Raw genomic sequence first — 24,438 nt, 5'->3', positions numbered from 1 at the left:
CAATTCATGAGAAATTAGCGATTTATATGAAAAAAGGGTTGCAACAAAAGCTCAGCGGAGTATAGTGCGCATCCACGGACGCGGGGTGGAGCAGCCTGGTAGCTCGTCGGGCTCATAACCCGAAGGTCGTCGGTTCAAATCCGGCCCCCGCAACCAACTTAATGAACACCCTTACGGGTGTTTTTTTGTATCTGTCGTCTGGTCCGCAACGACAGTGCGGGCAGCATCCTACTTACCCGCGCAATAAACTCGCCGTCATCTCAGGTTAACTTCTTCTCGCCAGCGTCGCCCCATCGGCAAAATACGCTTTAATGCCTGCCAGAATCGACTCTGCGACCTGTTGCTGGAACGTCGCGGTCTTGAGCTTGCGTTCTTCTTCAATGTTACTGATAAACGCCGTCTCGACCAGAATAGACGGAATATCGGGCGCCTTTAACACCGCAAACCCCGCCTGCTCGACCTTGTTTTTATGCAGGTCATTAATTTTACCAAGCTGCTTCAACACCGCTTTACCGAATTTCAAACTATCGGCAATGGTCAGCGATTGCACCATATCGAACATCGTATGGTCGACATAACGGTCACCGCTTTTGCTCACGCCGCCAATTAAGTCCGAGGCGTTCTGCGTTTGCGCCAGATATTTCGCCGCGGTACTGGTGGCGCCTTTGGTTGATAGCGCGAATACGGATGAACCGCTAGGCTGCCGGCTGGTGAAGGCATCCGCATGAATAGAGACAAACAGGTCGGCGCGCTGTTTCTGCGCTTTCGCCACCCGGACTTTTAACGGAATGAAGATGTCTTCATTGCGCGTCATATAGACCTTCATGTTGCCTTCTTTTTCGATCAACGCGCGCAGGCGGCGGGCTATCTGGAGCACCACGTCTTTTTCACGCGTTTTGTATTTGCCTATCGCGCCGGGGTCTTCGCCGCCGTGTCCCGGATCAAGCATAATGACAATGGGACGGTCGCGCCCCGCTTTACCGGGCTGCGGCCCGCTTTGCGAAGGCGGCACCTGTTTATCCAGATCGCCTTTATTGTAGTCTTCCAGCAGCGCCAGCAGCGGATCCTGCATATCCTGCGCATTGGCAGGATAAAGATCCATCACCAGACGTTCTTTAAAGCCTGCCACAGGCGCCAGCGCAAATAGCTGCGGCTTCACGTTTTGTTTTAGCTCAAAGACCATACGCACAGTCTTAGGATCAAACTGCCCTACCCTTGCGGATTTGATATACGGATCGTCGCTGCGAATCTGCGCGCCAATGCCTTTAAGCACCGAGTTCAGATTCACATCCTCAATATCTACCACCACGCGGTCCGGGTTACTTAAGGCAAATTGTTTATATTTCAGCAGACGATTCGACTCTACCGTGACGCGGGTATAGCTGGACGCAGGCCAGATACGCACCGCAACGACCTGGCTTACGGCAGCCAGCCCGACCTGGCTCACGCTTAATAGCCACATGGCGCCCGCGCCTTGTAGTAAACGGCGACGGCTGATTGCTGAATTGGCTCCCGACATGCTTCTCCCGAGCAAAAACTAAATAGAGATCATACAAAGTTCATCCAAATTGACCGGAAACTTTAGCGAATGACGCATAATCTGTCATCTATAAAAGGGTAAACATTCTTTTTATATTCACGGCATTACTAAGAAAAGCGATCGGACCGCATAAAATTTACGCTTGCACAGAGGGCAAAAACAGAATAAAAATACACTAATTTCGAATAATAATTCACTAGTGGGGCGCGCAATGATAAAGGAACGTAAAACCGAACTGGTAGAAGGGTTTCGCCATTCAGTTCCCTATATCAACACCCATCGCGGAAAAACCTTTGTCATTATGCTCGGCGGCGAAGCCATTGAGCATGACAATTTTTCCAGCATCGTTAGCGATATCGGGCTACTGCATAGCCTCGGTATTCGCCTTGTCGTGGTGTATGGCGCGCGACCACAAATCGACGCCAATCTGGCCGCGCATCATCATGAACCGATTTACCACAAAAACACGCGGGTGACGGACGCCAAAGCACTGGAGCTGGTGAAACAGGCCGCCGGTTTACTCCAGCTTGATATTACCGCCCGTCTGTCGATGAGTCTGAACAATACGCCGTTGCAGGGCGCGCACATTAATGTCGTCAGCGGCAATTTCACCATTGCACAGCCGCTGGGCGTTGATGATGGCGTGGACTACTGTCATAGCGGCCGTATCCGGCGCATTGATGAAGATGCGATCAACCGCCAATTGGATAACGGCGCGATCGTTCTGATGGGGCCGGTCGCCGTCTCAGTGACCGGCGAAAGTTTTAATCTGACCTCAGAAGAGATTGCCACTCAACTCGCCGTTAAATTGAAAGCGGAAAAAATGATCGGTTTCTGTTCTTCTCAGGGCGTTACCAATAGCGAGGGCGGCATCATTTCTGAACTCTTCCCGAATGAAGCGCAGGCACGGGTGGAAGAGTTGGAAGCGCAGGGCGATTACAACTCCGGTACCGTACGTTTTTTGCGCGGCGCGGTAAAAGCCTGTCGTAGCGGCGTTCGTCGTTGCCATCTGATCAGCTATCAGGAAGATGGCTCGCTATTACAGGAATTGTTCTCGCGTGATGGTATCGGTACGCAGATCGTCATGGAGAGCGCCGAGCAGATCCGCCGCGCCACCATCAACGATATTGGCGGTATTCTGGAGCTTATCCGCCCACTGGAACAGCAGGGCATTCTGGTACGCCGTTCCCGTGAACAACTGGAGATGGAGATCGATAAATTTACCATTATTCAGCGCGATAATATGACTATCGCCTGCGCGGCGCTGTATCCTTTTGTGGAAGAGAAAATAGGCGAAATGGCCTGCGTAGCGGTACATCCGGATTACCGCAGCTCATCGCGTGGAGAAGTGCTTCTGGAGCGGGTTGCCGCCCAGGCGCGGCAAATGGGGCTGCGTAAATTGTTTGTGCTGACGACGCGCAGTATTCACTGGTTCCAGGAGCGCGGTTTTACGCCTGTCGATATTGAGTTACTGCCTGAGAGCAAGAAAAAAATGTATAACTATCAGCGACGTTCAAAGGTGCTGATGGCGGATTTAGGATAACAAGGTGGGCCTGATGGCGCTGCGCTTATCAGGCCTACGCTCGAAAGCATCATTTGGAGGCCGGATAAGACGCTACGCGTCGCCATCCGGCGAGAACTCGTCTTATCCGGTACGACTGACTTCATCAAATAAGGTGGCTAGCCCGCTGCGCCGCTCCGTACGCGTCACAATCGCGCCTGCAAGGATCCGTTCATCGGCATACAGCGATAACCGCCGCCGCGCTCGCGTAACAGCGGTATACACCAGCTCCCGCGTCACGACCGGCGAACGCTGGCTGGGTAAAATCAGCGCGGCGTGATCAAATTCAGACCCCTGTGATTTATGTACCGTCATCGCCCAGGTTGTATCATGTTCCGGCAGACGGCTGGGCTGAACGGACTTGATCGTGCCGTCCGGCATCACAAACCAGACGCGTAACCCCTGCCCGCGATCGAGCGCAATACCAATATCGCCGTTAAATAGCCCCAACGCGCTATCGTTGCGCGCAATCATTACCGGACGCCCTTCATACCAGCGAGAATGCGGGTGCCGCTGAATTTTTCGTTGCTGCACCATCGCCTGCTCAATGCGGTCATTCAATCCCCTCACGCCAAATGGGCCTTCGCGCAGCGCGCAAAGCAGTTGATACTCATTGAAAGCCTGAAGGATTGCCTCCGGCGTCGCTTTCTCATGCAGCAACCGCAGGTAGCGACCATAGCCCGCCAGCGCTTCATCCAGCATCCCGGCATAATCGTCGCTGCTTTGCAATGTACGCTTCTCTATATCGCTAAACCCCTGCTGAAAAACCGCCTGGATTGCCGACCTGTCGCCGCAGTTAATCGCCGCCGCCAGCTTGCCGATGCCAGAATCGCTGCCGAAACGGTAGCTCTTTTGCAACAAACAGAGGCTATCGCGTAAAGACGCGGCTTGCGTTCCGGCCCCCGCCGGAATAGCGCTCCCTGTTAGTCGACTTAGCTGTCGGGCGCGTTCCGCCGTAAACCCTGCGTTGACATAGGCGCAAATATCGCCCAACACAGCGCCCGCCTCAACGGATGCCAACTGATCGCGATCGCCAAGAAAAATGACCCGCCCGTGCGGCGGCAGAGCGTCAATCAAACGTGACATCATCGGCAAATCAATCATTGATGCTTCATCGACCACCAGCACGTCCAGATGCAACGGGTTGCCCGCATGATGGCGTAATCGCTGGCTGCCGGGCTGTGCGCCCAGCAGTCGGTGCAGCGTACTGGCGTCCTCCGGTATACGCTTTTTCTGCGCATCGGTAAGAGGAAGCTGACGCAACGCCGCGCCAAGCGACTCCGTCAGGCGTGCGGCCGCTTTCCCGGTCGGCGCCGCCAGCCGGATACGGCAACGTTCGCCATCCGCCATTTGAATTAATGCCGCCAGCAGCTTCGCGACGGTGGTGGTTTTACCGGTGCCGGGACCGCCTGAAATCACGGAGATACGGCGAGTTAGCGCTACGGCGGCGGCCACCTTTTGCCAGTTCACCTCGTCAGTCGGAGGGAAAAGCGCGTCCAGAATACGGGATAACTGCGCTTCATCTACGGCGATGGCCTGGTTAACCTCGTTAAAAAAGCGCGCAACCGTACGCTCGTTGCACCACATGCGATTCAGGTAGAGGCGATCGCCGCACAGAATTAACGGCGCGGGGCTATCGCCGCAGCTAACCGCCGCAGACGCCAGTAACCGCTTTTTCCAGTCGATTGGCGTAGGCGTTTCGCTTATCCAGGCGACCAGTAAGGGATGCGCCTCCTCCGTTAACGTTAAACGCGACAACGGCAGACACACGTGACCTTCACCTGCGTCATGACTAAGCAGCGCTGCCGCCAGCGTCACGGCGGGATCGTCGTTACCGGCGACGGTTAAAGCAAACTGGGCATCAATGGGCCGTAAGAGTTTTTGTTCAACGGCCTCCAGCAACCGCTCCTGGATTGTCATTGCGCCTCCTCACTCATTTCACCTGCAAACATATCATCCAGTTGGTTAATTAACGCCGCCGCAGGACGAGTGGTAAAAATACCCTGCTGCGGACGTTCGCTATCCACCCCGCGTAAAAAGAGATAGATGACGCCGCCGAAATGGCGTTCATAGTCGTAATTCGCCATTCGATGACGAAGGTAACGGTGCAATGCCAACGTATAAAGCTGGTACTGCAAATCATAGCGATGCGCCTGCATCGCCGCAGCCATCGCCGTCTGGGTATAAGCGGCGCTATCCTCGCCCAGCCAGTTAGATTTATAGTCGAGCAGGTAATAGCGCCCTTCATAACGGAACACCAGGTCGATAAAGCCCTTTAACATGCCGCGAACCTGCATGAAATCCAGCGCAGGGCAACCTGCTGAAAGCGAGTCGTATCGACGAATCAACGCATCCAGCTCTCCGGCGGTAAGCGGCTGGGCAATCGGCAGATAAAACTCCATTTCGACCTGTTTTTCACGCCCGGTCAGCACGCTCAGACTAACGCCCGTCTCGTTAAGGGGAACGTGCAACACGGTGTCCAGCCAGCGGGTAAGTACGGGCTGCCATCGCGTTTCAAAACCACTCAGCTCCAGTTTTTCCTGTACCCATTGGGGGTTTATCGGTTGAGTAAAATCAAGCTCTTCAAACAGGCTGTGCAAAAATGTTCCCGGCGATGCCCCGCGAGGAAAGTGATGCGGCGTCATTGCCGGCGCTTCCGCCGCTTCGCCAACGCCTGCGGCGTCAATGTCGAGACGAGGAATAAGATCTTGCGCCACGCTATGTCCCCGCTGCTGCAAACCGGAATAACTGGTGACGCGCCAGCTATCATAAAGCAGGCGTTGCAGCGTTCTGGCGCTGAGTTCCGCGTGCGATGCAGCGGCAATTTGCCAGCGGTCGTTATCCGTATTGCCTGGCGTTCGACACACGATATCCTCGTCGCATAGCGCCTCAATACAGGCGCGAAGGCCTGCGGCATCCATCGGTTCGCCTTTTTGCAGGAGTCGCCCAAGCGCGCTTTGGTGCACATCCGTCTCGCCTTTCTTATCACTGCGACGCCGCACCAGCGGCGCGACGCCGAGGCTGCAATGCCACACTGCACGGGTCAGCGCGACATAAAGTAGGCGCAGGTCTTCCGCCAGGCGTTCGGCTTCCGCCAGTGCTATGCTCTCTTCGGCGTGACTAAGGTCCAGCACTGCCTCGTAGGAGTGCCTGTCGTGATAAAAAGCCTGGTCCTGCACGCGGAAATGGGTGATAAAAGGTAACCAGACCAGCGGGTATTCCAGACCTTTCGATTTATGAATGGTGACGATTTGCACCAGATGCTTATCGCTTTCCAGACGTAGTTGCTGGCTGGAAGCATTGCTATCGGGTTCAAGGATATGTTGCGCCAGCCAACGCACCAGCGCATGTTCGCTTTCCAGCTGCGAACCGGCTTCCTGTAACAGTTCGCTAATATGCAGAATATCCGTCAGCCGACGTTCGCCTCCCGCCGTCGCCAGCAGGTTTTCAGCAATATTGCGCGCCGACATTAGCGCGCGCAGCATAGGCATCACGCCGCGTTTATGCCAAATCTGTCGGTAGCCATCAAACTCTTCGACAACCGCATCCCACGCATTTTCATCATTGTTAAGCGTTTCGATATCCAGCGCGGTAAGGCCCATCATTGATGTCGCCAGAGCGCTACGCAGCGTATTCTCACGTTCGGGCGCCATCACCGCCTGCAACACCCACAGCATCTCCTGCGCTTCGAGCGTTTCGAATACGCTGTCGCGGTTAGAAAGATAGACGGAGGGGATCGCCAGTAAGGTCAGCGCATCCCGTATCAGCGCGGCTTCCCGCCTGCTGCGCACCAGCACGCTGATATCCGAGGCGCGAACGGGCCGCGACGAATCGCCGTTCGTCAGCAGCGCGTCACCCGTTTGCCCGGCGCGCAGCCAGTCGCGAATTTGTGTGGCGCACACCTGCGCCATATAACTTTGATAATCGCCCGAACCGCAGCTTTCTCCCTCCATTAGCCACAGGGTCATCGCCGGTTGAGGCGCGTCATTCACTTTAAATTGCAGCGACTGGTTTCTGGGCGCAAACTTTACCGGACTGAAGGGAATATCGCGGAACATAAAGGCGTCGTTCATCTGACTGAACAGCTTGTTAACGCTATTCACCATCCCCGGCGCGGAGCGCCAGTTAGTGTCAAGCGTATAGTGCGCGCTCACTTCGCTGCGAGCCTTCATGTAGGTAAAGATATCCGCGCCACGAAACGCATAAATCGCCTGTTTAGGATCGCCAATCAGCAATAGCGCCGTATCGGGTTGATGTCGCCAGATACGGCGAAAAATACGGTACTGTTGTGGGTCGGTATCCTGAAATTCATCGATCATCGCCACCGGAAAACGGGTACGAATCGCCGCAGCCAGCGCCTCGCCGCTTTCACTACGCAGCGCGGTATCTAAACGGCTGAGCATATCGTCAAACCCCAGCTCGCCGCGCCGGCGTTTTTCCTGAGCCACCGTTTCACGGATCTCTGAGAGCGCTCGGGTAAGAACCAGATCTTTAATCGATAGCGGTTCGCCCAACAGGTTATCGATGGCGACAAACAATGGGTGCTGGGGCGTCACGCCGCCAGCTTTGGTGCGCTCAGCTAAAAAACGTTGTGAAAATTTTCCCAACGCCTCGGGTAATTGATAGTTTTTCGTCTCTTCTTGCGCCCACGCGGTGATCTTTTCGATCCATTTCGCCTGATTGCCGCGGTTGAACTTTCTGCGATCGATGCCGGATGATTCGATCAGCGCGTCCAGCTCGCTAACCGCCTCACACCACTGCTGCTTCACCTGGTTGATGCGCGCCAGGATCTGTTCATGACGCGATGCCAGCGTCTCCTCCTGCGATGGCGGCGCTTTAATGACCGGCGCTTCGCCCTGCAGATAACGATCGATATCTTTTAAGAGCGCCTTCGGCCCCTTCCACACGTCAAACACCACCTGCGCGATGTCGCGCGGCAGCGGATAGCAATGACGCCGCCAGAAATCGGCGCAGGCCTGATAACGCAACAAAGATTCGTCTTCAATAAGCTGTTGCTCAAACAACATACCGGATTCGAAAGCGTTCAGGCTGAGCATACGCTGGCAAAAACCGTGGATGGTAAAGACCGCGGCCTCGTCCATTTGTCGTTCCGCCAGTAATAACCACTGCGCGGCCTGCTTTTTGTCGCTAATTTCTTCCAGCAAGCGGGCATACAGCGGATTATCCGTGCTTTCCCGCAGACAGGCGATGCGCAACTCATGGATATTACTGCGGATTCGCCCACGCAGCTCTTCAGTGGCGGCCTCCGTAAAGGTTACCACCAGCAGTTCTTCAACGGTCAACGGACGGGGAAATGCGGCACTGCCGCCTAAACCGAGCAATAACCGCAGATACAGCGCCGCGATAGTAAACGTTTTGCCTGTGCCCGCTGATGCTTCAATCAGACGCTCGCCTGTCAGGGGCAAGCGTAGAGGATCAAGAGTCTCGGCGACATCATTCATTCTTTTCGCTCATTAGAGGTAACGTTTGCTGCAATGCGCTGACGTTATCCCACACTTTCCAGCCTGTCGGATGCACGTATTCTGCTTTTCCATTCTGGCTACCAGCAATCTGTGACAATATTGCCATACCTTGTGGTTCCACCACCGCCAGGTGGAAGAAGTCAGCAAGCTTTTGTGGCGTCAGCAATTTTATCTGAGCGATGATTTTATCACGCGAGTCAAAGCGCATATTACCCCGATCGAAATCCTTGCTTAAACGGGATGCTTCTTCGCCCAACGTTTGCGGCGCCTGGCGCATTTGCGTAATGATCGCCTGCTGAATTTGGGCGAACTCTTCCGGCTTCATCGCCCTCAGCTTCGCCTCGGCGTCAGGGAAAAATGCCTGATAGCGTTGCCACAGGTAAGAGGGCTGTTTATCGTTGCTCTGTAGCAGGAATCCCATTCCCCACTGACGGCCAACGCTCATCGGAAAGGCGAAAACGGCGTATCCCAGTTGCTCTTCGGTTCGTAGCTGATTGTAAAACCACGGTTGAACAATCTGACCTAACATCGCGCTGTAGGCGGCGCTGACGTACTCGTCGTAGCCGACCGGGACAAAGACCGCGGCTAACGCAGAGTCGGTGCTACTGCCCGCTTTTTCAAATATTACGGACTGCTTTTTCTCAACCACCACGTCTTTGTTACGACACCACGCCGATCCGTTCGCCGCGAGCTGTTTTTGAACATCTTGCGCCAGAGAGGTCGCCTGGGCTTCGCTCATATTTCCTATAACCAGAAATTCCGGACGAGCGCCCGTTTTTAACGCATTACGATAGGCCATCACCTCTTTTAACGTAATGGACGGCAGCAAAGCGCGACGTTCATCACGGGAAAAATAAGGCACCTGCGAAATCATCTGCACTGGCATAATCGCCTGTTCGTAGGCTTTTCCCTTCTCCGCAGAATCCATCATCTGCGTATACCAGGATTTCGCTTGCGCCAGCTGTTCCTCCGTGGCGTCGTAGCTAAAATATCCTTCCAGCAACGCCAGGAAAAGCTGCGGCAAACGCTGGGTATAACCGTTCGCAGTGACCATCAGACCATTGTTGGCGTTAGTAGAAAAGCTAATGCCGCCCACTGCCGCCTGGTTGCTGAGCTGATCGAGCGCCATTCCCGCCAGATAATCATTAAGGGCGAACAGTACCTGATTGCGGGCGCTGTCCATCGCCTGCGGGTTACGCAATACCACGCTCACGTCAGCTTTTGGCTCGCTGGCGAAATAACGACTCGGCGCATAAACCACGCGCAAATCCGCTTTATCGACAATCAGTTCTGGCCGCACGTAGTTTTTGTCATTCTTAACAAGCGTAAAATCATCAGGAATATAGGGGTTTAACTCCGGCAGCGACAACGCAATGCCCTGTGCTTTTTTCTGCCAGTTTTTAAACGTCTGTTCGCTAATCTTATCGACCTGATAAGGCGCATCCACAAAATACGCAATCTTATTATGGGGTTCCTGGGGACTGATGTACCAGATGCGCGCATTCTGCGGCGTCATCATCGCCAGGCGATTTTTGATAGCGGCAGGATCGTAACGATCGGCGATATTCGCCGCATCCAGCGTATGCGCTACCGGGACGCGGATCATAGTGTCCGCCAGCCATTCGACATAGTCCATATCGCGGGTAATCGACGGATAGCGGAAGTCGAGATCCAGCACATGCGCCAGCTCGTCAAAGTAACGTTTATCTATCCCTTTTTCACGTAACGTGTTGAGATAGCTAAAGATAGCTGCGACGACTTCATCACGATTGGCCAAACCTTTATCAGTCAGCGTTGCCGAAATGGCAAATACGCCGCTGTTACCATTAACAATCGGATCGGAATCCGCGCTAATACCTTCGACCAGTCCTTGTTTTTGCAGCCAGTCAGAGAGCGTCCCCGGGCTACGATTGCCAATCAGATAAGAGACCAGTTCATCGGTCTTGCTACGGAACTGCGCGCTATTGTTATCAATACGAAACTCCACGCGCAGCACTTTACGCGGTAGTGCCGGCACGTAATGAATAATGATGCCCTTCTGCGCCTCGGTGATGACAGGTACGGTAATTTCCGGTTTTTTAATCTGTTTATTCGGCACGCGACCATAGGTTGCGGCGGCAATACTCGCCAGTTCCGGCAAGGGTTTATTACTGTAAATCACCGCCTTCATCAGATTAGATGAATAGTATTTTTCATGAAAAGCGATCAACGCCTGTTGCACCGGATTTCCCGGCTTATCGCTTAGCGTTTCCAGATTGCCGCCAGAAAAGTGCGAGCCTGGATGCGCCGGGTTAATGGTTTCGGCGCTTACCTGCGCCATACGCATACCGTCGCGGGTGCGCGCCATCGTCAGCTCGGCATTCACCGCGTTTCGTTCGCGTTCGGCGTATTTTTTATCGAGCAATGGCGCGGCAATGGCGTCGGCCAGGCGATCTACGGCGCCTGGAAGCGCGTCGTTTTCAACCTCCAGGTAGAAGGCTGTTCGATAAGGCGCGGTGCTGGCGTTGTGGCTACCGCCATGTCTTTTAAGGTATTCGGCAAGGCTATCCGCCTGCGGATATTTTTTTGACCCCATCAGGCACATATGCTCAAGATAATGAGCAAGCCCCTGATGAGCCTCAGGATCTTCAAGCGATCCAACGGGCACCACTAACGCAGAAAGTGACTTTACAGCCTGCGGATCGGATACCAGCAACACCACCATGTCATTATCAAGACGTATCGCCTGATACTGCCGGGTATCTTTATCGCTTTTACGGATAGTTTCTTGCAGCGGTTGCCAACCGATATCCGCCTGAACTGCAGGCCCCCAGAGGGCGACCAATAACAATAACGCTTTGAACCAGGTGCTGCGGGGCATTCACGGACCTCATCATTAACTTTCATTCCCACTCATCTGTATGGTCACGTAAACCATCGACCTGAGCGGAACGGGATATTATTGTGCTGAACCAGGCAGCATCTTTTTATCAGTAATCAGTCCGTGACGAAGAGCGCATCATAGTCGAAGCCTTTTAATTGCGCGATTTTCATACAATCAACGAGACTGATTAAAACGAAACAGCGGTAACAGGTAATGCCGGGACTGCGCAATGATAGCCTGCAACGTTTCCGATTCCAGCTGACGCCAAAGACGTTGATACCAGATATCTTCGCCTTCGCCGCTCACCATCATGTTGCCTTCATAAGCCTGTAAAAACTTTGTTCTGGCCTTCTGTAAGGTGTCATCGTCGTCTAACATGACATCATTTTCAGCGTCATAACAGGCTTTTATCCATGCGCCGCCGCTTTCCGGCAGTACCAATAGCGGAGAAGACATGCCTTCCCGGTAGCCTTCAATCAGTTGCGCCAGGTAAGCCATTGCCTGCGTTTTATCAAGAGGCGGAAATCGCCATTCTCCCTCTTTGCGCAAAAACAGGCGACTTTCGCCACTCCCGCCGCTGGCACAATAGACAAGGTGTTCCAGCCAAAGTTGCACACCTTGCGCAACGCTGATTAAAGCGGGACGCCAGCGCAATAATCCATCCTCCTGTACCTGCGGTAGCCAGCCGGTTAGCTGAACGCCATTGCAAAGCAGATCCACTTCCAGGCTTTGGCTCGGCTTACGACAGGCGATGACCCGGCTTGCCAGTTGCTGCATCTCCTGACATTGCGCATCCCAGAATATTTCGCCAAACGCGCCGTAAGGCAACTCTCCCGCAGCCCGGAAACGGCGGAACAAGCGTTCGGCGTCGTCTTCTTCAACCAGCGTATTGAGCAACTGTTGGTTAAGTTGATATCGCGTCAATCCCTCTAATTCAAACGGTTCCGCATCAGGAATCTCACTCTCTTCCGAGCGGAAATTAACCTGAAGCCGCAACTGAAAAAATGCGCGTACCGGATGGGCCCAAAAACGCTGCAGACTTTCCAGAGTCAATGTTTCCGGCATCGTAAAAGGAAGCGGCTGCACAAAGTCAGAATGCGCTTTTCCCGACTGACTCGCCGCAGGCAACCACTCTCTGGCATAACTTTGCTGTTCGCCGGGTTGGTAATTTTGCGCATCAAAAGGCATACGGGTATGCAGACGCGTAATATGCGCTTTGACTCGTGCTTCGCTCTCATCACAGGTCAGCGTTTCGTCGCCCGGCAAATAGTGGCTTTGCCCGATGTAATCCACCAATTCTTGCACCAGTACAGAGGGAAAGCGTTCGCTATTATCCTGGATGGAGCGACCGATGTAGCTGATATACAGCGTCTGCTGCGCCGAGATTAACGCTTCCAGAAACAGGTAGCGGTCATCGTCGCGACGGCTACGATCCCCGCGCATGGGTTTTTGGCTCATCAGGTCAAAGCCCAACGGCGCAAGCTGGCGCGGGTATACGCCGTCGTTCATTCCCAGCAGGCAAACGACTCTGAACGGAATGGAACGCATCGGCATCAGCGTACAAATATTGATGGGGCCCGCCAGGAAGCGCTGGCTAATACGTTCCTGATCCAGACGCTGCGCCAGTTCATCCCGCAGTAGCGAAATCGGTACCGCGTCGCCATATTCCGCCGCGACGCCTTCGGCGATAATGGCCTGCCACTGCTGTTCAATCAATGTCATTGCCGCTTCCGTGTCCGCATCGGGCAGGAAGAAATCATTGAGCATATCGCGACAAACGGGCAACCACTCTTCCAGCGGTCGCTCCTGCGCCAGACCGCGCCGCCAGATATTAAGCTGCATCAGCAGCGAAGCCAGATGCCCGACCAGCTCAGCAATCAGACCGCTGGATTCGTCATAAGGCAGAACCGACTGCCACTCGCCCTGGGCGCTTTCCATGGCATACCCCAGCAGCATACGCGTCAGGCCAAATTGCCACGTATGCTGCCCCGTGGCAGGAAGTTCCAGCTCGCGTACGTTGTCATCGTCAATTCCCCAGCGAATGCCTGACTCATTGACCCACAAGCGCAAATAACGCAACCCTTCTTCGTTGATCGTAAAGCGGGCAGCCAATACCGGTACGTCTAACAACGCCAGAACATCCTCGGAGACAAAGCGGCTGTCCGGTAACGAAAGTAGGCTGATAAATGCCTGTAACACCGGATGTGACTGACGCGCCCGCCGATCGGAAATGGCATAAGGCAGATAGCGCTCCGTTGGCGCGCTACCAAATACCGCCTGGATAAACGGGCTATAGCTGTCAATATCAGCCACCATAACGATAATGTCGCGCGGCGTTAGCGTCGGATCGGCTTCCAGCATCGCCAGCAGGCGATCGTGCAGTATTTCCACCTCGCGCTGCGGGCTGTGACAAACGTGAAAAGAGAGGCTGTTATCCTCGGGATCGAGCAGACGCTTATTGTCGCTGCGCGAATACTCCTCAAGATTTACGCCCGCCACCGCATGGCTTTCCAGTTCAAGGATATCCGCCTGAATCCGATGCAAAAGATTATCTGGCGTAATATCAACAAACGCATCCAGCTCCTGGCTGTTTTCCAGTTCAGATAGCAGGTAGATATAATCCCGTCCCAGTTTTCCCCATGAGGCCAGTAGCGGATTACCGATATCCTGTTCGCCGTCGCTGTTAAATAAGGCTTCCGGATTCTGGTTTTCACGGAACAACGGTAAATGACGGTCTTCAAAAGTGTGACGACGCTGGCGAGCCATGAGTTTTGCCAGCCAGGCTGGGTCTTTAATATCCCCCCAGTAATACCGACACGGATTAGTAAAAAGGAGATGGATTTCAATATGTTTACCCAACGCCTGCAATGCTCTGAGATACACTGGCGGTAACGCGGAAATACCGCAAATAAAAACGCGGGATGGCAACCCTGGCGGGCAGGCAGTCGCGCTTTCCAGCGTCTGAATAAAGCGTTGGTAGAGATTGGCGCGATGCCAGCGTGGCTGCCCCAGCGCGGCGGTATATTCCACCAATGCTTTCCACAGCGGCGCCTGCCAGTTTTGCGCCTCCCCCAGACCTTCCACGGTTTTTCCTGCTTCCCACTGCGTAAGCCAGTCAGGCCGATAAACCAGATACTGATCGAACAGGTCGGCGGCGCGCGCGGAAAGCTGAAAGAGTTTGCGTTTATCGGTGTCGTCGGTCAGATAATGGCGCAGCAGTACAAACTCATCCTTATCCAGCAACTGCGGCAGCAAGGTCATCAGTTTCCAGCTCATGCTTTGTTTGCTGAAAGCGCTTTCTTTGGGGATATCCGGCAACACGCGGACAAACATCTCCCAGATAAAACTCGCCGGTAACGGAAAAGCGATATTCGCCGCAATACCAAACTTTTGTGAAAGGGTCATCTGCAGCCACTGCGCCATACCCGTGCTTTGTACCAGAATCATTTCTGGTTCAAAGGGATCATCCAGCCGCTCGCGTTCGACGATGAACTCCATCAACGCTTCCAGCACATCCAGACGATTGGAGTGGTAGACCCTTAACATAATTACTCCTGACGATTAACGATTTGGACAATGCAAGCGCGTCATCTGCCCCTGCCTGCCAGAGGGTGAAACCATCGTGACGCTGATGCTGACACATCCCGATTGCGTTGTCTGCATCCGGTTGGCCTTCCAGCCGTCAGCAGGCGAAAATGGATACAGCGCCGTTTGCTGCCACGCCTGCCGCCAGATCTGGAGATACTGGTGTCGTAATGCAAAACTGTGCATTAATACCCGCTGATAGCCTGACAGCGCGGTGACGATCATTACCATTAGAACCATCGCCACTAAAACTTCCGGGAGGCTAAACCCGCGTTGTAAATTCAGGGGATGCGACATAACGCCACCTCTTTTAACGGACAAAAATCGCTCCAGCCGTGGGGAGAAAAGACAATGCTTCCCTGAATGACGTTGCCCAAACGCCATAACGTCATGCCGTCATCTTGCGCCGCCATCACCACCTCATCCCCCGATAATCTCCGCAAACAGACCCTCGCTCCTGAAGGGGAATAGCGCCGACATTCCATTTCGGTTACGCCTGACCATAGCTGCCCCCGCCCCCATTCCAGCGCCGACTGTACGAGCGCCTGGCGTTGTATCGCCAGGCTCTGCGTCGTTACGCGGGCGGCATAGCCGGCCTGCTGCTGATTTACGCCTTGCAGTAGCAGACTACCCAGAATCAGTATTAAAAGCGCCAGTATTAGCGAAGAAGCGCCACGTTCCCGATTCACAGATTAAATCCCGTTACGCTGTATTGCGCGTCAATAACCGTCTGAGGCTCGGCTTTGCTGGCGCCGCGCAGATGCAGCATGAGCACTGGCGAGAATCCCGTTATATCCCGGCGCTCAACGGTAAACGCCGTGATGAGTACCGTATTGGGATCGGTCATTTTTTCCCATCCCTTACCCTGGCAAGATGTTGCTCCGCGTAATGTCTCCAGAACGTTATCCTTCATACGGAACCCGGTCTGGTCGGCCTCTTTCGCCGGTATGGTATCCCAGACACCGTTATTATTCCCGTCCCACTGAACGATGACGCATTGCCCCTGTTCAGCAAGATGTAACCCTTCGCCAGTACAGTGGCCATGGCAGTAACCCGCACGTTGAAGATGCTTCGCTACGGTATAGGTGCGCTGCCAGATTTCATCTTCCAGCGATAACTGTCGCGTGTTGTGCCAGATCTCACGCTGTAGCGCCGGTAAAAATCGTGCGGACCCAAGCAGTAAAATGGAACCTATCGCCATCGCCAGCACAACCTCCAGTAGCGAGAACCCCCGCGTGGTTATTGACACGTGGCGGCCTCATTATGCTCGCATAGCCTGATTCGCCCCCAGGAGGAGACGACCAGACGCCACTCTCCGGCAGCGTTTTTCAGTACGATGTGCCCTGCCCATGCCGTATTGCGCAGGCCAAAGAAGGCTAACGACGGCGTGATATCGGCAAGGACGACATCACGCCAGTCGGGCGTAAACACAAAGGGGGAAGATGGCGTACACGATGTTTGCGTAGCAACAGAGCTGACAAAGCACCATGAACCGCCTTCGCTGACCACGCGAAGAATATGATCGCGGTTATGCCAGTGAGCGTCCTCACGAAGTTGCAGCAGGTAATCCCGCACCTGACATGCGGTTTGCCACAGGCGCTGTTGCTGCTGCCAGCGTTGCCAGCCATAAAGTCCTGTGGCGCTGAGAATGATAATGAGCGACATCGCGACCACCGTTTCAATGAGCGTATAGCCCTGTTGTTTTTTCATGTCGGCAGTATGGCGGGCGGAAGAAAAATAACGAGCGCCAAATACAGATTGTTCGGCGCGTTACGGAAAAAAGTTCATGTCTTGCAGCGCGTTGCAAAATTTCAGGAATCCGCGCCGAAGATTGAGACGAAGGGTAAAAAAAACCGACGCGCGATGACGTCGGTTATGGCAGGATCGTCAGCGCTTAGATAGCGACCGGCGCTTTAATACCGGGGTGCGGATCATAGCCTTCAATTTCGAAATCATCGAACCGGTAGTCAAAAAGCGAATCGGGTTTACGCTTAATGACCAACTTCGGCAGCGCGCGCGGTTCACGGCTTAATTGCAGGTGCGTCTGCTCCATATGGTTGCTGTACAGGTGCGTGTCGCCGCCGGTCCAGACAAAATCGCCGACGTCCAGGTCGCACTGTTGCGCCATCATATGCACCAGTAACGCGTAGCTGGCAATGTTGAACGGCAGACCGAGGAACACATCGCAGGAGCGCTGATAAAGCTGACAGGAGAGTTTTCCATCTGCGACATAAAACTGGAAAAAGGCGTGACACGGCGCCAACGCCATCTTATCCAGCTCGCCGACGTTCCACGCAGAAACGATAATACGACGAGAGTCCGGGTCGTTTTTAAGCTGGCTTAAGACCGTGGCGATCTGATCGATATGGCGGCCATCCGGTGTTGGCCATGCACGCCACTGCTTACCATAAACCGGGCCTAAATCGCCGTTCTCATCGGCCCATTCGTCCCAGATGGTGACATTATTTTCGTGCAGGTAAGCGATGTTGGTATCGCCCTGCAAAAACCATAGCAGTTCGTGAATAATTGAACGTAAATGGCAGCGTTTTGTCGTCACCAGAGGAAAGCCTTCCTGCAGGTTAAAACGCATCTGATGGCCAAAAATGGAAAGCGTGCCGGTGCCGGTACGGTCGTTTTTCTGTGTGCCTTCATCCAGCACTTTTTGCATCAGTTCTAAATACTGTTTCATGGTTCCTCAGGAAACGTGTTGCTGCGGGCGACGGCGATATGCCCAAACCATCATGATCGCGCCAGCGATAATCATCGGGATAGAGAGAATCTGCCCCATGCTGATGTACTGTACCCACGCGCCGGTAAATTGCGCGTCCGGCTGGCGGAAGAATTCAACAATGATACGAAACGCGCCATAGCCAATCAGGAATAATCCGGAGACTGCGCCCATCGGACGCGGTTTGCGAATAAAGAGATTAAGGATGATAAACAGCACCACGCCTTCTAATGCCAGCTCATACAACTGGGAAGGGTGGCGCGGCAATACGCCGTAGGTATCAAAAATAGGCTGCCATTGCGGATGTGACGGCAGCAGCGCAATATCTTCCGCGCGTGAGCCAGGAAAGAGCATGGCAAACCGGAAGTCAGGATCGACGCGCCCCCACAATTCACCGTTGATAAAGTTGCCCAGACGCCCGGCGCCCAGGCCGAACGGAATTAACGGCGCAATAAAATCAGACACCTGAAAGAACGAGCGCTTCGTGCGCCTGGCGAAGATAATCATCACCAGTATCACGCCGATAAGCCCGCCGTGGAAGGACATGCCGCCGTCCCAGACGCGGAATAAATAGAGCGGGTTATCCAGAAACAGAGGGAAGTTATAAAACAGGACATAGCCAATACGTCCCCCCAGGAAGACCCCCAGGAAACCTGCATAGAGTAAATTTTCAACTTCGTTTTTGGTCCAACCGCTTCCCGGACGGTTAGCGCGACGCACCGCCAACCACATCGCGAAAACGAACCCCACCAGATACATCAAGCCATACCAGTGAAGCGCGACGGGCCCAATTGAGAAAATGACCGGATCAAAGTCCGGAAAATGCAGATAGCTACTGGTCATCTGTCACCACAATTTCTTGTTATTTCGCTGAAGAGATAGCGATTGATAAGCGCGCCTGCGCGTTGCAGACGCTCCAAAGGTGCGAATAATAGCACAAGGGTTAAAAGCGAGATGCCGATTACCGTTAAAAGATATGTATACGCATTGTCTTTCACCTTGCAGGCGTGTTGTCTGCGCCGTGAATCCACAGTCACTCTCTTTTCCCGCTCCAGTCGTTACAACCCTCCTCGAATCAATCCCCCCATCCCGCGGCGCTCCATAAACGCCGCCACCTGATGACGCACTTCGGTCGCCATCTGCGCCTCAAGGCTGCGTCTGGCAAGGGTTTGCGCGTCTTCAAAATCGATATGCCGCAGCAGATATTTCACACGCGCTACCGAACGGCCATTCATCGAAAGATGGCGATATCCCAGACCGATAAGAATCGCCACGCACATCGGATCGCCCGCCATCTCGCCGCACAAGCGAAGATCGAGACCATGTTTTTCGGCTTCCTGCGCAATCATGGACAGTGCGCGCAGCATAGCCGGATGCAAACTGTCATAAATACTGGCCACGCGGGTATTGTTGCGATCTACCGCCAGGATATATTGCGTTAAATCGTTGGTGCCGACCGAGATAAAGTCGATCCGGTTAGCCAGATGCGGCAGCATAAATACCATTGACGGTACTTCCAGCATAATGCCGATACGCGGTTTCGGGATCGCATAGCCGATCATCTCCTCGACCTCGCGCCCGGCGCGTTCGATCAGACGTCGCGCTTCATCGACTTCATCAATACTGGTGACCATCGGCAGCAAAATACTGAGGTTGCCAGTCGCCGCATTGGCGCGCAGCATCGCGCGGACCTGGATCAAAAAGATCTCCGGCTGATCCAGCGTAATGCGGATCCCGCGCCAGCCCAGACACGGGTTCTCCTCGCTGATCGGCATATAGGGCAGTTGCTTATCCGCTCCCACATCCAGGGTCCGCAGCGTCACCGGTTTATCGTTAAACATTTGCAGCATCCCTTGATACTGCGCCACCTGCTCTTCTTCCGAGGGAAACCCGCTTTGCAGCATAAAGGGAATTTCAGTACGGTACAGGCCGATACCGTCGATCCGACTGCCTAACTTTTCCTCATGCTCGGGACTGAGCCCGGCATTCAGCATCACTTTGACTCGCTCGCCGCTTTTCAGTTGGGCGGGAAGATTGACGTCGTCCTCCGCCAGACGACTGAGTTCTATCTCTTCACTAATGAGCCGCTGATATTCCTGAATAAGCACGGGTTCAGGATCGACCAGTAATTCACCGCGATAGCCATCCACCACCAACGTACGGCGATGTAGCACCGAAGGTTGGATATCAGCGCCCATGACGGTCGGGATACCGAGCGCGCGCACCATAATCGCCGCATGCGAGTTTGCCGCGCCGTCGCGCACCACAACGCCCGCCAGCCTGTCCTGCGGCAGCTCCGCCAGGGTGGTCGCCGACAGCTCATCCGCGACCAGAATAAAACGTTCCGGCCAGGCGTTTGGCCCCTGAACTGAATCATCAAGGTGGAATAACAGCCGCTGCCCCAGCGTGCGTAAGTCTCCCGCACGTTCTTTGAGGTAGTTATCGGTTAGCGCCGCAAATTGCTCGGCAAATTTTTCGATGATTTTTTTAACGGCCCACTCCGCAACAGCGCCTTTGTCGACCTCGGCGAAGAGTTCGCGACGCAGTCTGGCATCTGAAAGCAGGTGTGAGTACAGATCGAAAATGGCCGCCGTCTCTTTTTGCGCGCCAGCGGCAAAGCGTTTGCTGTATCGTCGGAACTCGTTCGCCGCCTCTTCCAGCGCGCCGGTCAGTCGTTCGCGTTCAAGAGAGGTATCCAGCGTAGACGCTTCGTAAACCTGTTCCATCAGCGGCATGGTCGCGTCTTGCCAGCCCGTTGCGATAGCCACGCCCGGCGCCGCAGGAAGCGCGCGGATTCGCGTCTGCCGGTATTGCCCGAACAGCGCTGTGACCTGCGACTGTGACAGGATAGCCGCCATCTGCGTAGCGAGCGTGACGAGGAAAGACTCTTCGCTTTCATCGTACTGGCGCAATTCGCGCTGCTGTACGACCAGCACGCCGAGAAGTTGGCGACGCTGAATGATCGGCACGCCGAGAAACGCGCGAAAACGCTCCTCTTTTACCGAAGGAATGTATTTAAAGCTGGGATGTTTTTGCGCATCGGCAAGGTTAATGGGTTCCGCCAGTCTGCCCACCAGACCGACGATCCCCTCATCAAACGCAAGCGCAACGGTTCGACCACGCGGTTTTTTCAACCCCCGCGTCGCCATCAGGTAATAACAGCGTCGGTCATGATCGGCCAGGTAAACCGAGCAAACCTCAGTATCCATCGCAAGACAGATATCCGTGACCAGAATATTCAGCGCCTCGTTCAGACGCGGCGCACTGGCCACTTTTTCGACTATTTCGCGCAGGCGAGTGAGCATAATTTGCGTGGCTTAACCTCTTTTACGTCGATAAGCAGGCGCGCTTTGTAGCTTAGGGGGATTATCCTGAAGCGCCATGACAACACTTGCAAACTCTTTCATTACCCTGCGGTAGACATCGCGTTTAAATGACACCACTTGTCGAACCGGATACCAGTAACTTACCCAGCGCCAGCCGTCAAACTCCGGCGTACTGCTGGTTTGCATATTGATTTCGGCGTCGGCGCTCATTAACTGCAAAAGAAACCACTTTTGTTTCTGGCCGATACATACCGGCTTTGTGTCCCAACGCACCAAACGTTTTGGTAACTTGTAACGCAACCAGTTGCGAGTAGAAGCAAGGATCCGCACATCTTTACGGCTTAACCCAACTTCTTCAAACAGTTCCCGGTACATCGCCTGTTCTGCCGACTCCCCTGGATTTATCCCGCCCTGCGGGAACTGCCAGGAGTGCTGACCAAATCGCCGGGCCCACATCACCTGCCCCTGACGATTACAAATTACGATACCTACATTTGGGCGGTAGCCATCGTCATCAATCACCGGACTACCTCAACATAAACCTTATATATGAACGATTGTTTCATACTCCAGTGAGGCGGTAAACCACTCTGTAATAGTGACACAGCCTAATAACAATTGAATAACTCACAGTAAATAGCCGAGTTATAAACAGATGATGACGCCCTTGCGCCATTTTATTCACCTTTTCTGTGGATATAGTTGTGAAGAAGTATGGAATTACCACGGGAAAACCCAGAACAGTCTGAATTCCTCATGCTGAAAACAGTAAAAATAGTGCCTTATATTCATTGTGTTATAGACAAATCTTACATGCCACCTTCATAAAGCGTGACCAGTATCACATCTAAGATCCTTATGCTGATGAAAGATCAACCAGCGTCGGTTTTATCCACAGATTGTGCCAATAACTTACGCACTATTTGTCTGAATTTTCGATTTTCGTCGCACGTCAAGGCTGTAAATGGAAACAGTAGTGGTGGTTTTACACAGTTATCCCAACTTTCTGTGGATAACATAGTGTAAGATCCTGTTTATTGTCAGTGACCAGAATTGGAAAACCCGCTTCAGTGTTGCGCAACACGAAGAAACAACACAAAAAAGGCAATAAAAATCAGTCTATTGAATATAAGACACAGAAAAAGATAAACTCTGCCCATACGGTATAAAATCACTGCTCATTTTTTAACCTAAGGTAATTGTCATGTCCGCTCTTTGTCCGCTACTGACTCCGCCTGCTTCGGAAGCATTGCTGTTAGCCCAGGCGCGGCAGCTTTCCGGCTATACGTTAGGCGAGCTGGCGGCGATGGCCGGCATTACCACGCCTAAAGATTTGAAGCGAGACAAAGGCTGGATCGGCGTCTTGTTGGAGATCTGGCTCGGCGCCAGCGCCGGGAGCAAGCCGGAGCAGGATTTCGCCGCGTTAGGCGTAGAACTGAAAACCATCCCGGTGGATAGTCTGGGTCGTCCTCTGGAAACAACCTTTGTTTGCGTGGCGCCGTTAACCGGTAACAGCGGCGTGACCTGGGAGACAAGTCACGTACGGCATAAATTGAAGCGCGTGCTATGGGTGCCGGTCGAAGGCGATCGCAGCATACCGTTAGCCGAACGCCGCGTAGGTTCGCCGCTACTCTGGAGTCCGAGTGAAGAAGAGGACAGGCAGCTACGCCTCGACTGGGAAGAGCTGATGGACATGATAGTGCTGGGCCAGGTGGAACGCATTACCGCCCGTCATGGCGAAGTCTTGCAACTGCGACCCAAAGCCGCCAATGCCAGGGCGCTCACCGAGGCTATCGGCGCGCGCGGGGAACCTATTTTGACGCTACCGCGTGGATTTTATCTGAAAAAAAATTTTACGCAGGCGCTGCTGGCTCGCCATTTTTTATTGCAGAATCCGTAACGTCCATTACACGCAAATGCGCCTCCGCTATGGCTACGCATCGGGCCGATGCCGGATAAACGTAAGCGTATTGTCGCCGCTATTTTACACCGTTCCAGGTTGCGCAAATTCAGCCTGGGCTTTCGCCCGTCACTCGACGGGCCTATAATTACCGCTTCTTTTTTTGGCAGGACTTTGTTCGATGTTATTTGCATGGATAACCGATCCTAATGCCTGGCTGGCGCTCGGTACGCTGACGCTGCTGGAGATTGTACTTGGGATCGACAACATTATTTTTCTTTCTCTGGTGGTAGCAAAACTTCCTACGGCGCAACGGAACCACGCACGGCGGCTTGGGTTGGCGGCGGCGATGGTTATGCGCCTGGCGCTGCTGGCGTCAATCGCCTGGGTCACTCGGCTGACTAATCCGCTGTTTGAGCTTTTCGGCGAAGCGATTTCCGCCCGCGATCTCATTCTTCTACTGGGTGGGTTATTTTTAATCTGGAAAGCCAGCAAGGAGATCCATGAGTCCATCGAAGGCGAAGAAGAAGGGTTAAAAACCCGGGTTTCTTCTTTCCTGGGCGCAATAGTACAGATTATGCTGCTGGATATTATTTTCAGCCTTGATTCAGTTATCACAGCGGTTGGCCTATCCGATCATCTGTTTATTATGATGGCGGCAGTCGTTATTGCCGTGGGCGTCATGATGTTTGCGGCACGGCCCATCGGCGAGTTTGTCGATCGCCATCCGTCGGTAAAAATGCTGGCGCTCTCCTTTCTGATCCTGGTTGGCTTTACCCTGATTCTGGAAAGTTTCGACGTTCACGTTCCGAAAGGGTATATCTATTTCGCCATGTTCTTCTCTATCGCAGTAGAGAGCCTGAACCTGTTGCGTAATAAAAAGAATCCGCTGTAATCCTGTCTCGCTCCCCCGCCGGGGAGCGAATACTCACTTTATTTCCTTTCTTCTCACAGATTAAGATTTTGCTGCTTCCGACATGCAGAGCTGCGCGTTATTACTAGACTATTATCAGACATATGATTAACAGACTATTATCAGATGCAGGCTATGTGAGGACAAACGGATGAAAAAGTGGGCAGTTGTAATTTCCGCAGTAGGGTTGGCTTTTGCGGTATCCGGATGCAGCAGCGATTATGTAATGGCGACGAAAGATGGTCGTATGATCCTGACCGATGGAAAACCGCAAGTTGACGATGATACCGGTCTGGTCAGCTATACCGATGCGCAGGGAAACGAGATGCAAATCAACCGTGACGAAGTGTCTCAAATTATCGAACGTTAAGCGGTGGCCTGTGATCGAGGTCAGCGTTCTGCAAGCCTTCAGGCTGCGTCCCGTAACGGTGCGTGGCGACCACGCCCGGTAACAATTACGCCGCGCAGCCTGCAATTTTACTTTCCCTTTTGCCTTCCCTCTGCCATTTTTATTGTCCTTTGTCGGGAATTTCTGACTT

Annotated in this window: 17 protein-coding genes and 1 tRNA gene; 5 read left to right on the top strand and 13 right to left on the bottom strand. The window is 53.6% G+C overall.

Features of this window, described 5'->3' with window-relative positions; all coding sequences use genetic code 11:
- Positions 1–79 precede the first annotated feature (79 nt).
- Positions 80–156: transfer RNA gene (locus NA330_RS06455), tRNA-Met, on the top strand.
- Between the two features lie 109 nt (positions 157–265).
- Here the strand turns inward: NA330_RS06455 and amiC are convergent.
- Entirely contained in the window at positions 266–1,519 is a 1,254-nt protein-coding gene (gene amiC / locus NA330_RS06450; protein WP_000011919.1) for an N-acetylmuramoyl-L-alanine amidase AmiC, read from the bottom strand.
- A gap of 232 nt (positions 1,520–1,751) precedes the next feature.
- On the opposite strand from amiC, the gene argA reads away from it, so the two are divergent.
- Positions 1,752–3,083 carry an amino-acid N-acetyltransferase gene (argA, locus tag NA330_RS06445; protein WP_000588964.1) on the top strand — a complete coding sequence of 444 codons (1,332 nt, stop codon included), beginning with the start codon at positions 1,752–1,754 and terminating at the stop codon, positions 3,081–3,083.
- 102 nt (positions 3,084–3,185) lie between these two features.
- On the opposite strand, the gene recD is transcribed toward argA, so the two are convergent.
- The 12 genes from recD to rppH all read right to left on the bottom strand — a co-directional run bounded on the left by recD (position 3,186) and on the right by rppH (position 21,608).
- Entirely contained in the window at positions 3,186–5,021 is a 1,836-nt protein-coding gene (gene recD / locus NA330_RS06440; protein ID WP_023241562.1) for an exodeoxyribonuclease V subunit alpha, read from the bottom strand.
- Positions 5,018–8,563 (bottom strand): exodeoxyribonuclease V subunit beta, encoded by a 3,546-nt coding sequence (gene recB, locus NA330_RS06435; protein WP_023241563.1) that lies wholly within the window; start codon positions 8,561–8,563, stop codon positions 5,018–5,020. The genes recD and recB overlap by 4 nt, the downstream gene beginning before the upstream one ends.
- On the bottom strand, positions 8,556–11,444 hold the full coding sequence (gene ptrA / locus NA330_RS06430) for a pitrilysin (protein ID WP_023241564.1): 2,889 nt from the start codon (positions 11,442–11,444) through the stop codon (positions 8,556–8,558). The genes recB and ptrA overlap by 8 nt, the downstream gene beginning before the upstream one ends.
- A 177-nt stretch (positions 11,445–11,621) precedes the next feature.
- Complete coding sequence (recC, locus tag NA330_RS06425; RefSeq protein WP_023241565.1) at positions 11,622–14,993, bottom strand: exodeoxyribonuclease V subunit gamma; 3,372 nt, start codon at positions 14,991–14,993, stop codon at positions 11,622–11,624.
- 15 nt (positions 14,994–15,008) lie between these two features.
- On the bottom strand, positions 15,009–15,329 hold the full coding sequence (locus NA330_RS06420) for a prepilin-type N-terminal cleavage/methylation domain-containing protein (RefSeq protein WP_000019288.1): 321 nt from the start codon (positions 15,327–15,329) through the stop codon (positions 15,009–15,011).
- Complete coding sequence (locus NA330_RS06415) at positions 15,314–15,721, bottom strand: DUF2509 family protein (RefSeq protein WP_017441104.1); 408 nt, start codon at positions 15,719–15,721, stop codon at positions 15,314–15,316. The genes NA330_RS06420 and NA330_RS06415 overlap by 16 nt, the downstream gene beginning before the upstream one ends.
- The gene (locus NA330_RS06410; RefSeq protein ID WP_000029156.1) at positions 15,718–16,281 is read right to left on the bottom strand and encodes a prepilin peptidase-dependent protein; all 564 of its coding nucleotides are present in this window, start codon (positions 16,279–16,281) and stop codon (positions 15,718–15,720) included. Before NA330_RS06410 ends, NA330_RS06415 begins: the two co-directional genes overlap by 4 nt.
- Positions 16,272–16,742, bottom strand: a complete 471-nt coding sequence (locus tag NA330_RS06405; protein ID WP_017441103.1) for a prepilin peptidase-dependent protein — start codon at positions 16,740–16,742, stop codon at positions 16,272–16,274. Before NA330_RS06405 ends, NA330_RS06410 begins: the two co-directional genes overlap by 10 nt.
- Positions 16,743–16,926: 184 nt before the next feature.
- The gene (gene thyA, locus NA330_RS06400; RefSeq protein ID WP_000816247.1) at positions 16,927–17,721 is read right to left on the bottom strand and encodes a thymidylate synthase; all 795 of its coding nucleotides are present in this window, start codon (positions 17,719–17,721) and stop codon (positions 16,927–16,929) included.
- 6 nt (positions 17,722–17,727) lie between these two features.
- Positions 17,728–18,603 carry a prolipoprotein diacylglyceryl transferase gene (gene lgt / locus NA330_RS06395; protein WP_000204645.1) on the bottom strand — a complete coding sequence of 292 codons (876 nt, stop codon included), beginning with the start codon at positions 18,601–18,603 and terminating at the stop codon, positions 17,728–17,730.
- A 215-nt stretch (positions 18,604–18,818) separates the two neighbouring features.
- Entirely contained in the window at positions 18,819–21,065 is a 2,247-nt protein-coding gene (ptsP, locus tag NA330_RS06390) for a phosphoenolpyruvate--protein phosphotransferase (protein WP_000957887.1), read from the bottom strand.
- A gap of 12 nt (positions 21,066–21,077) precedes the next feature.
- Positions 21,078–21,608, bottom strand: a complete 531-nt coding sequence (gene rppH / locus NA330_RS06385; protein WP_000564481.1) for an RNA pyrophosphohydrolase — start codon at positions 21,606–21,608, stop codon at positions 21,078–21,080.
- 682 nt (positions 21,609–22,290) lie between these two features.
- Between rppH and mutH the strand changes: the two genes are divergently transcribed.
- From mutH to NA330_RS06370, 3 genes are all read left to right on the top strand, one after another.
- Positions 22,291–22,986 carry a DNA mismatch repair endonuclease MutH gene (gene mutH / locus NA330_RS06380; protein WP_001274930.1) on the top strand — a complete coding sequence of 232 codons (696 nt, stop codon included), beginning with the start codon at positions 22,291–22,293 and terminating at the stop codon, positions 22,984–22,986.
- A gap of 181 nt (positions 22,987–23,167) precedes the next feature.
- Complete coding sequence (locus NA330_RS06375; RefSeq protein WP_000895635.1) at positions 23,168–23,881, top strand: TerC family protein; 714 nt, start codon at positions 23,168–23,170, stop codon at positions 23,879–23,881.
- A 169-nt stretch (positions 23,882–24,050) separates the two neighbouring features.
- Positions 24,051–24,269, top strand: a complete 219-nt coding sequence (locus NA330_RS06370) for a YgdI/YgdR family lipoprotein (RefSeq protein ID WP_000758662.1) — start codon at positions 24,051–24,053, stop codon at positions 24,267–24,269.
- Positions 24,270–24,438 lie beyond the last annotated feature (169 nt).

Source organism: Salmonella sp. NW722, assembly GCF_051702785.1.
Classification (GTDB): Bacteria; Pseudomonadota; Gammaproteobacteria; order Enterobacterales; family Enterobacteriaceae; genus Salmonella; species Salmonella enterica.
The sequence above is the reverse complement of the archived record's forward strand: the minus strand, read 5'-3'. Positions and strand labels throughout refer to the sequence as shown.

Excerpts from the sequence above, each read along its gene's own strand:
- amiC (WP_000011919.1), bottom strand. The coding sequence starts at position 1,519 with ATGTCGGGAGCCAATTCAGCAATCAGCCGTCGCCGTTTACTACAAGGC.
- recB (WP_023241563.1), bottom strand. The coding sequence starts at position 8,563 with ATGAATGATGTCGCCGAGACTCTTGATCCTCTACGCTTGCCCCTGACA.
- lgt (WP_000204645.1), bottom strand. The coding sequence starts at position 18,603 with ATGACCAGTAGCTATCTGCATTTTCCGGACTTTGATCCGGTCATTTTC.
- ptsP (WP_000957887.1), bottom strand. The coding sequence starts at position 21,065 with ATGCTCACTCGCCTGCGCGAAATAGTCGAAAAAGTGGCCAGTGCGCCG.
- mutH (WP_001274930.1), top strand. The coding sequence starts at position 22,291 with ATGTCCGCTCTTTGTCCGCTACTGACTCCGCCTGCTTCGGAAGCATTG.
- recD (WP_023241562.1), bottom strand. The coding sequence starts at position 5,021 with ATGACAATCCAGGAGCGGTTGCTGGAGGCCGTTGAACAAAAACTCTTA.
- NA330_RS06405 (WP_017441103.1), bottom strand. The coding sequence starts at position 16,742 with ATGAAAAAACAACAGGGCTATACGCTCATTGAAACGGTGGTCGCGATG.
- NA330_RS06370 (WP_000758662.1), top strand. The coding sequence starts at position 24,051 with ATGAAAAAGTGGGCAGTTGTAATTTCCGCAGTAGGGTTGGCTTTTGCG.
- recC (WP_023241565.1), bottom strand. The coding sequence starts at position 14,993 with ATGTTAAGGGTCTACCACTCCAATCGTCTGGATGTGCTGGAAGCGTTG.
- ptrA (WP_023241564.1), bottom strand. The coding sequence starts at position 11,444 with ATGCCCCGCAGCACCTGGTTCAAAGCGTTATTGTTATTGGTCGCCCTC.
- thyA (WP_000816247.1), bottom strand. The coding sequence starts at position 17,721 with ATGAAACAGTATTTAGAACTGATGCAAAAAGTGCTGGATGAAGGCACA.
- argA (WP_000588964.1), top strand. The coding sequence starts at position 1,752 with ATGATAAAGGAACGTAAAACCGAACTGGTAGAAGGGTTTCGCCATTCA.
- NA330_RS06420 (WP_000019288.1), bottom strand. The coding sequence starts at position 15,329 with ATGTCGCATCCCCTGAATTTACAACGCGGGTTTAGCCTCCCGGAAGTT.
- NA330_RS06375 (WP_000895635.1), top strand. The coding sequence starts at position 23,168 with ATGTTATTTGCATGGATAACCGATCCTAATGCCTGGCTGGCGCTCGGT.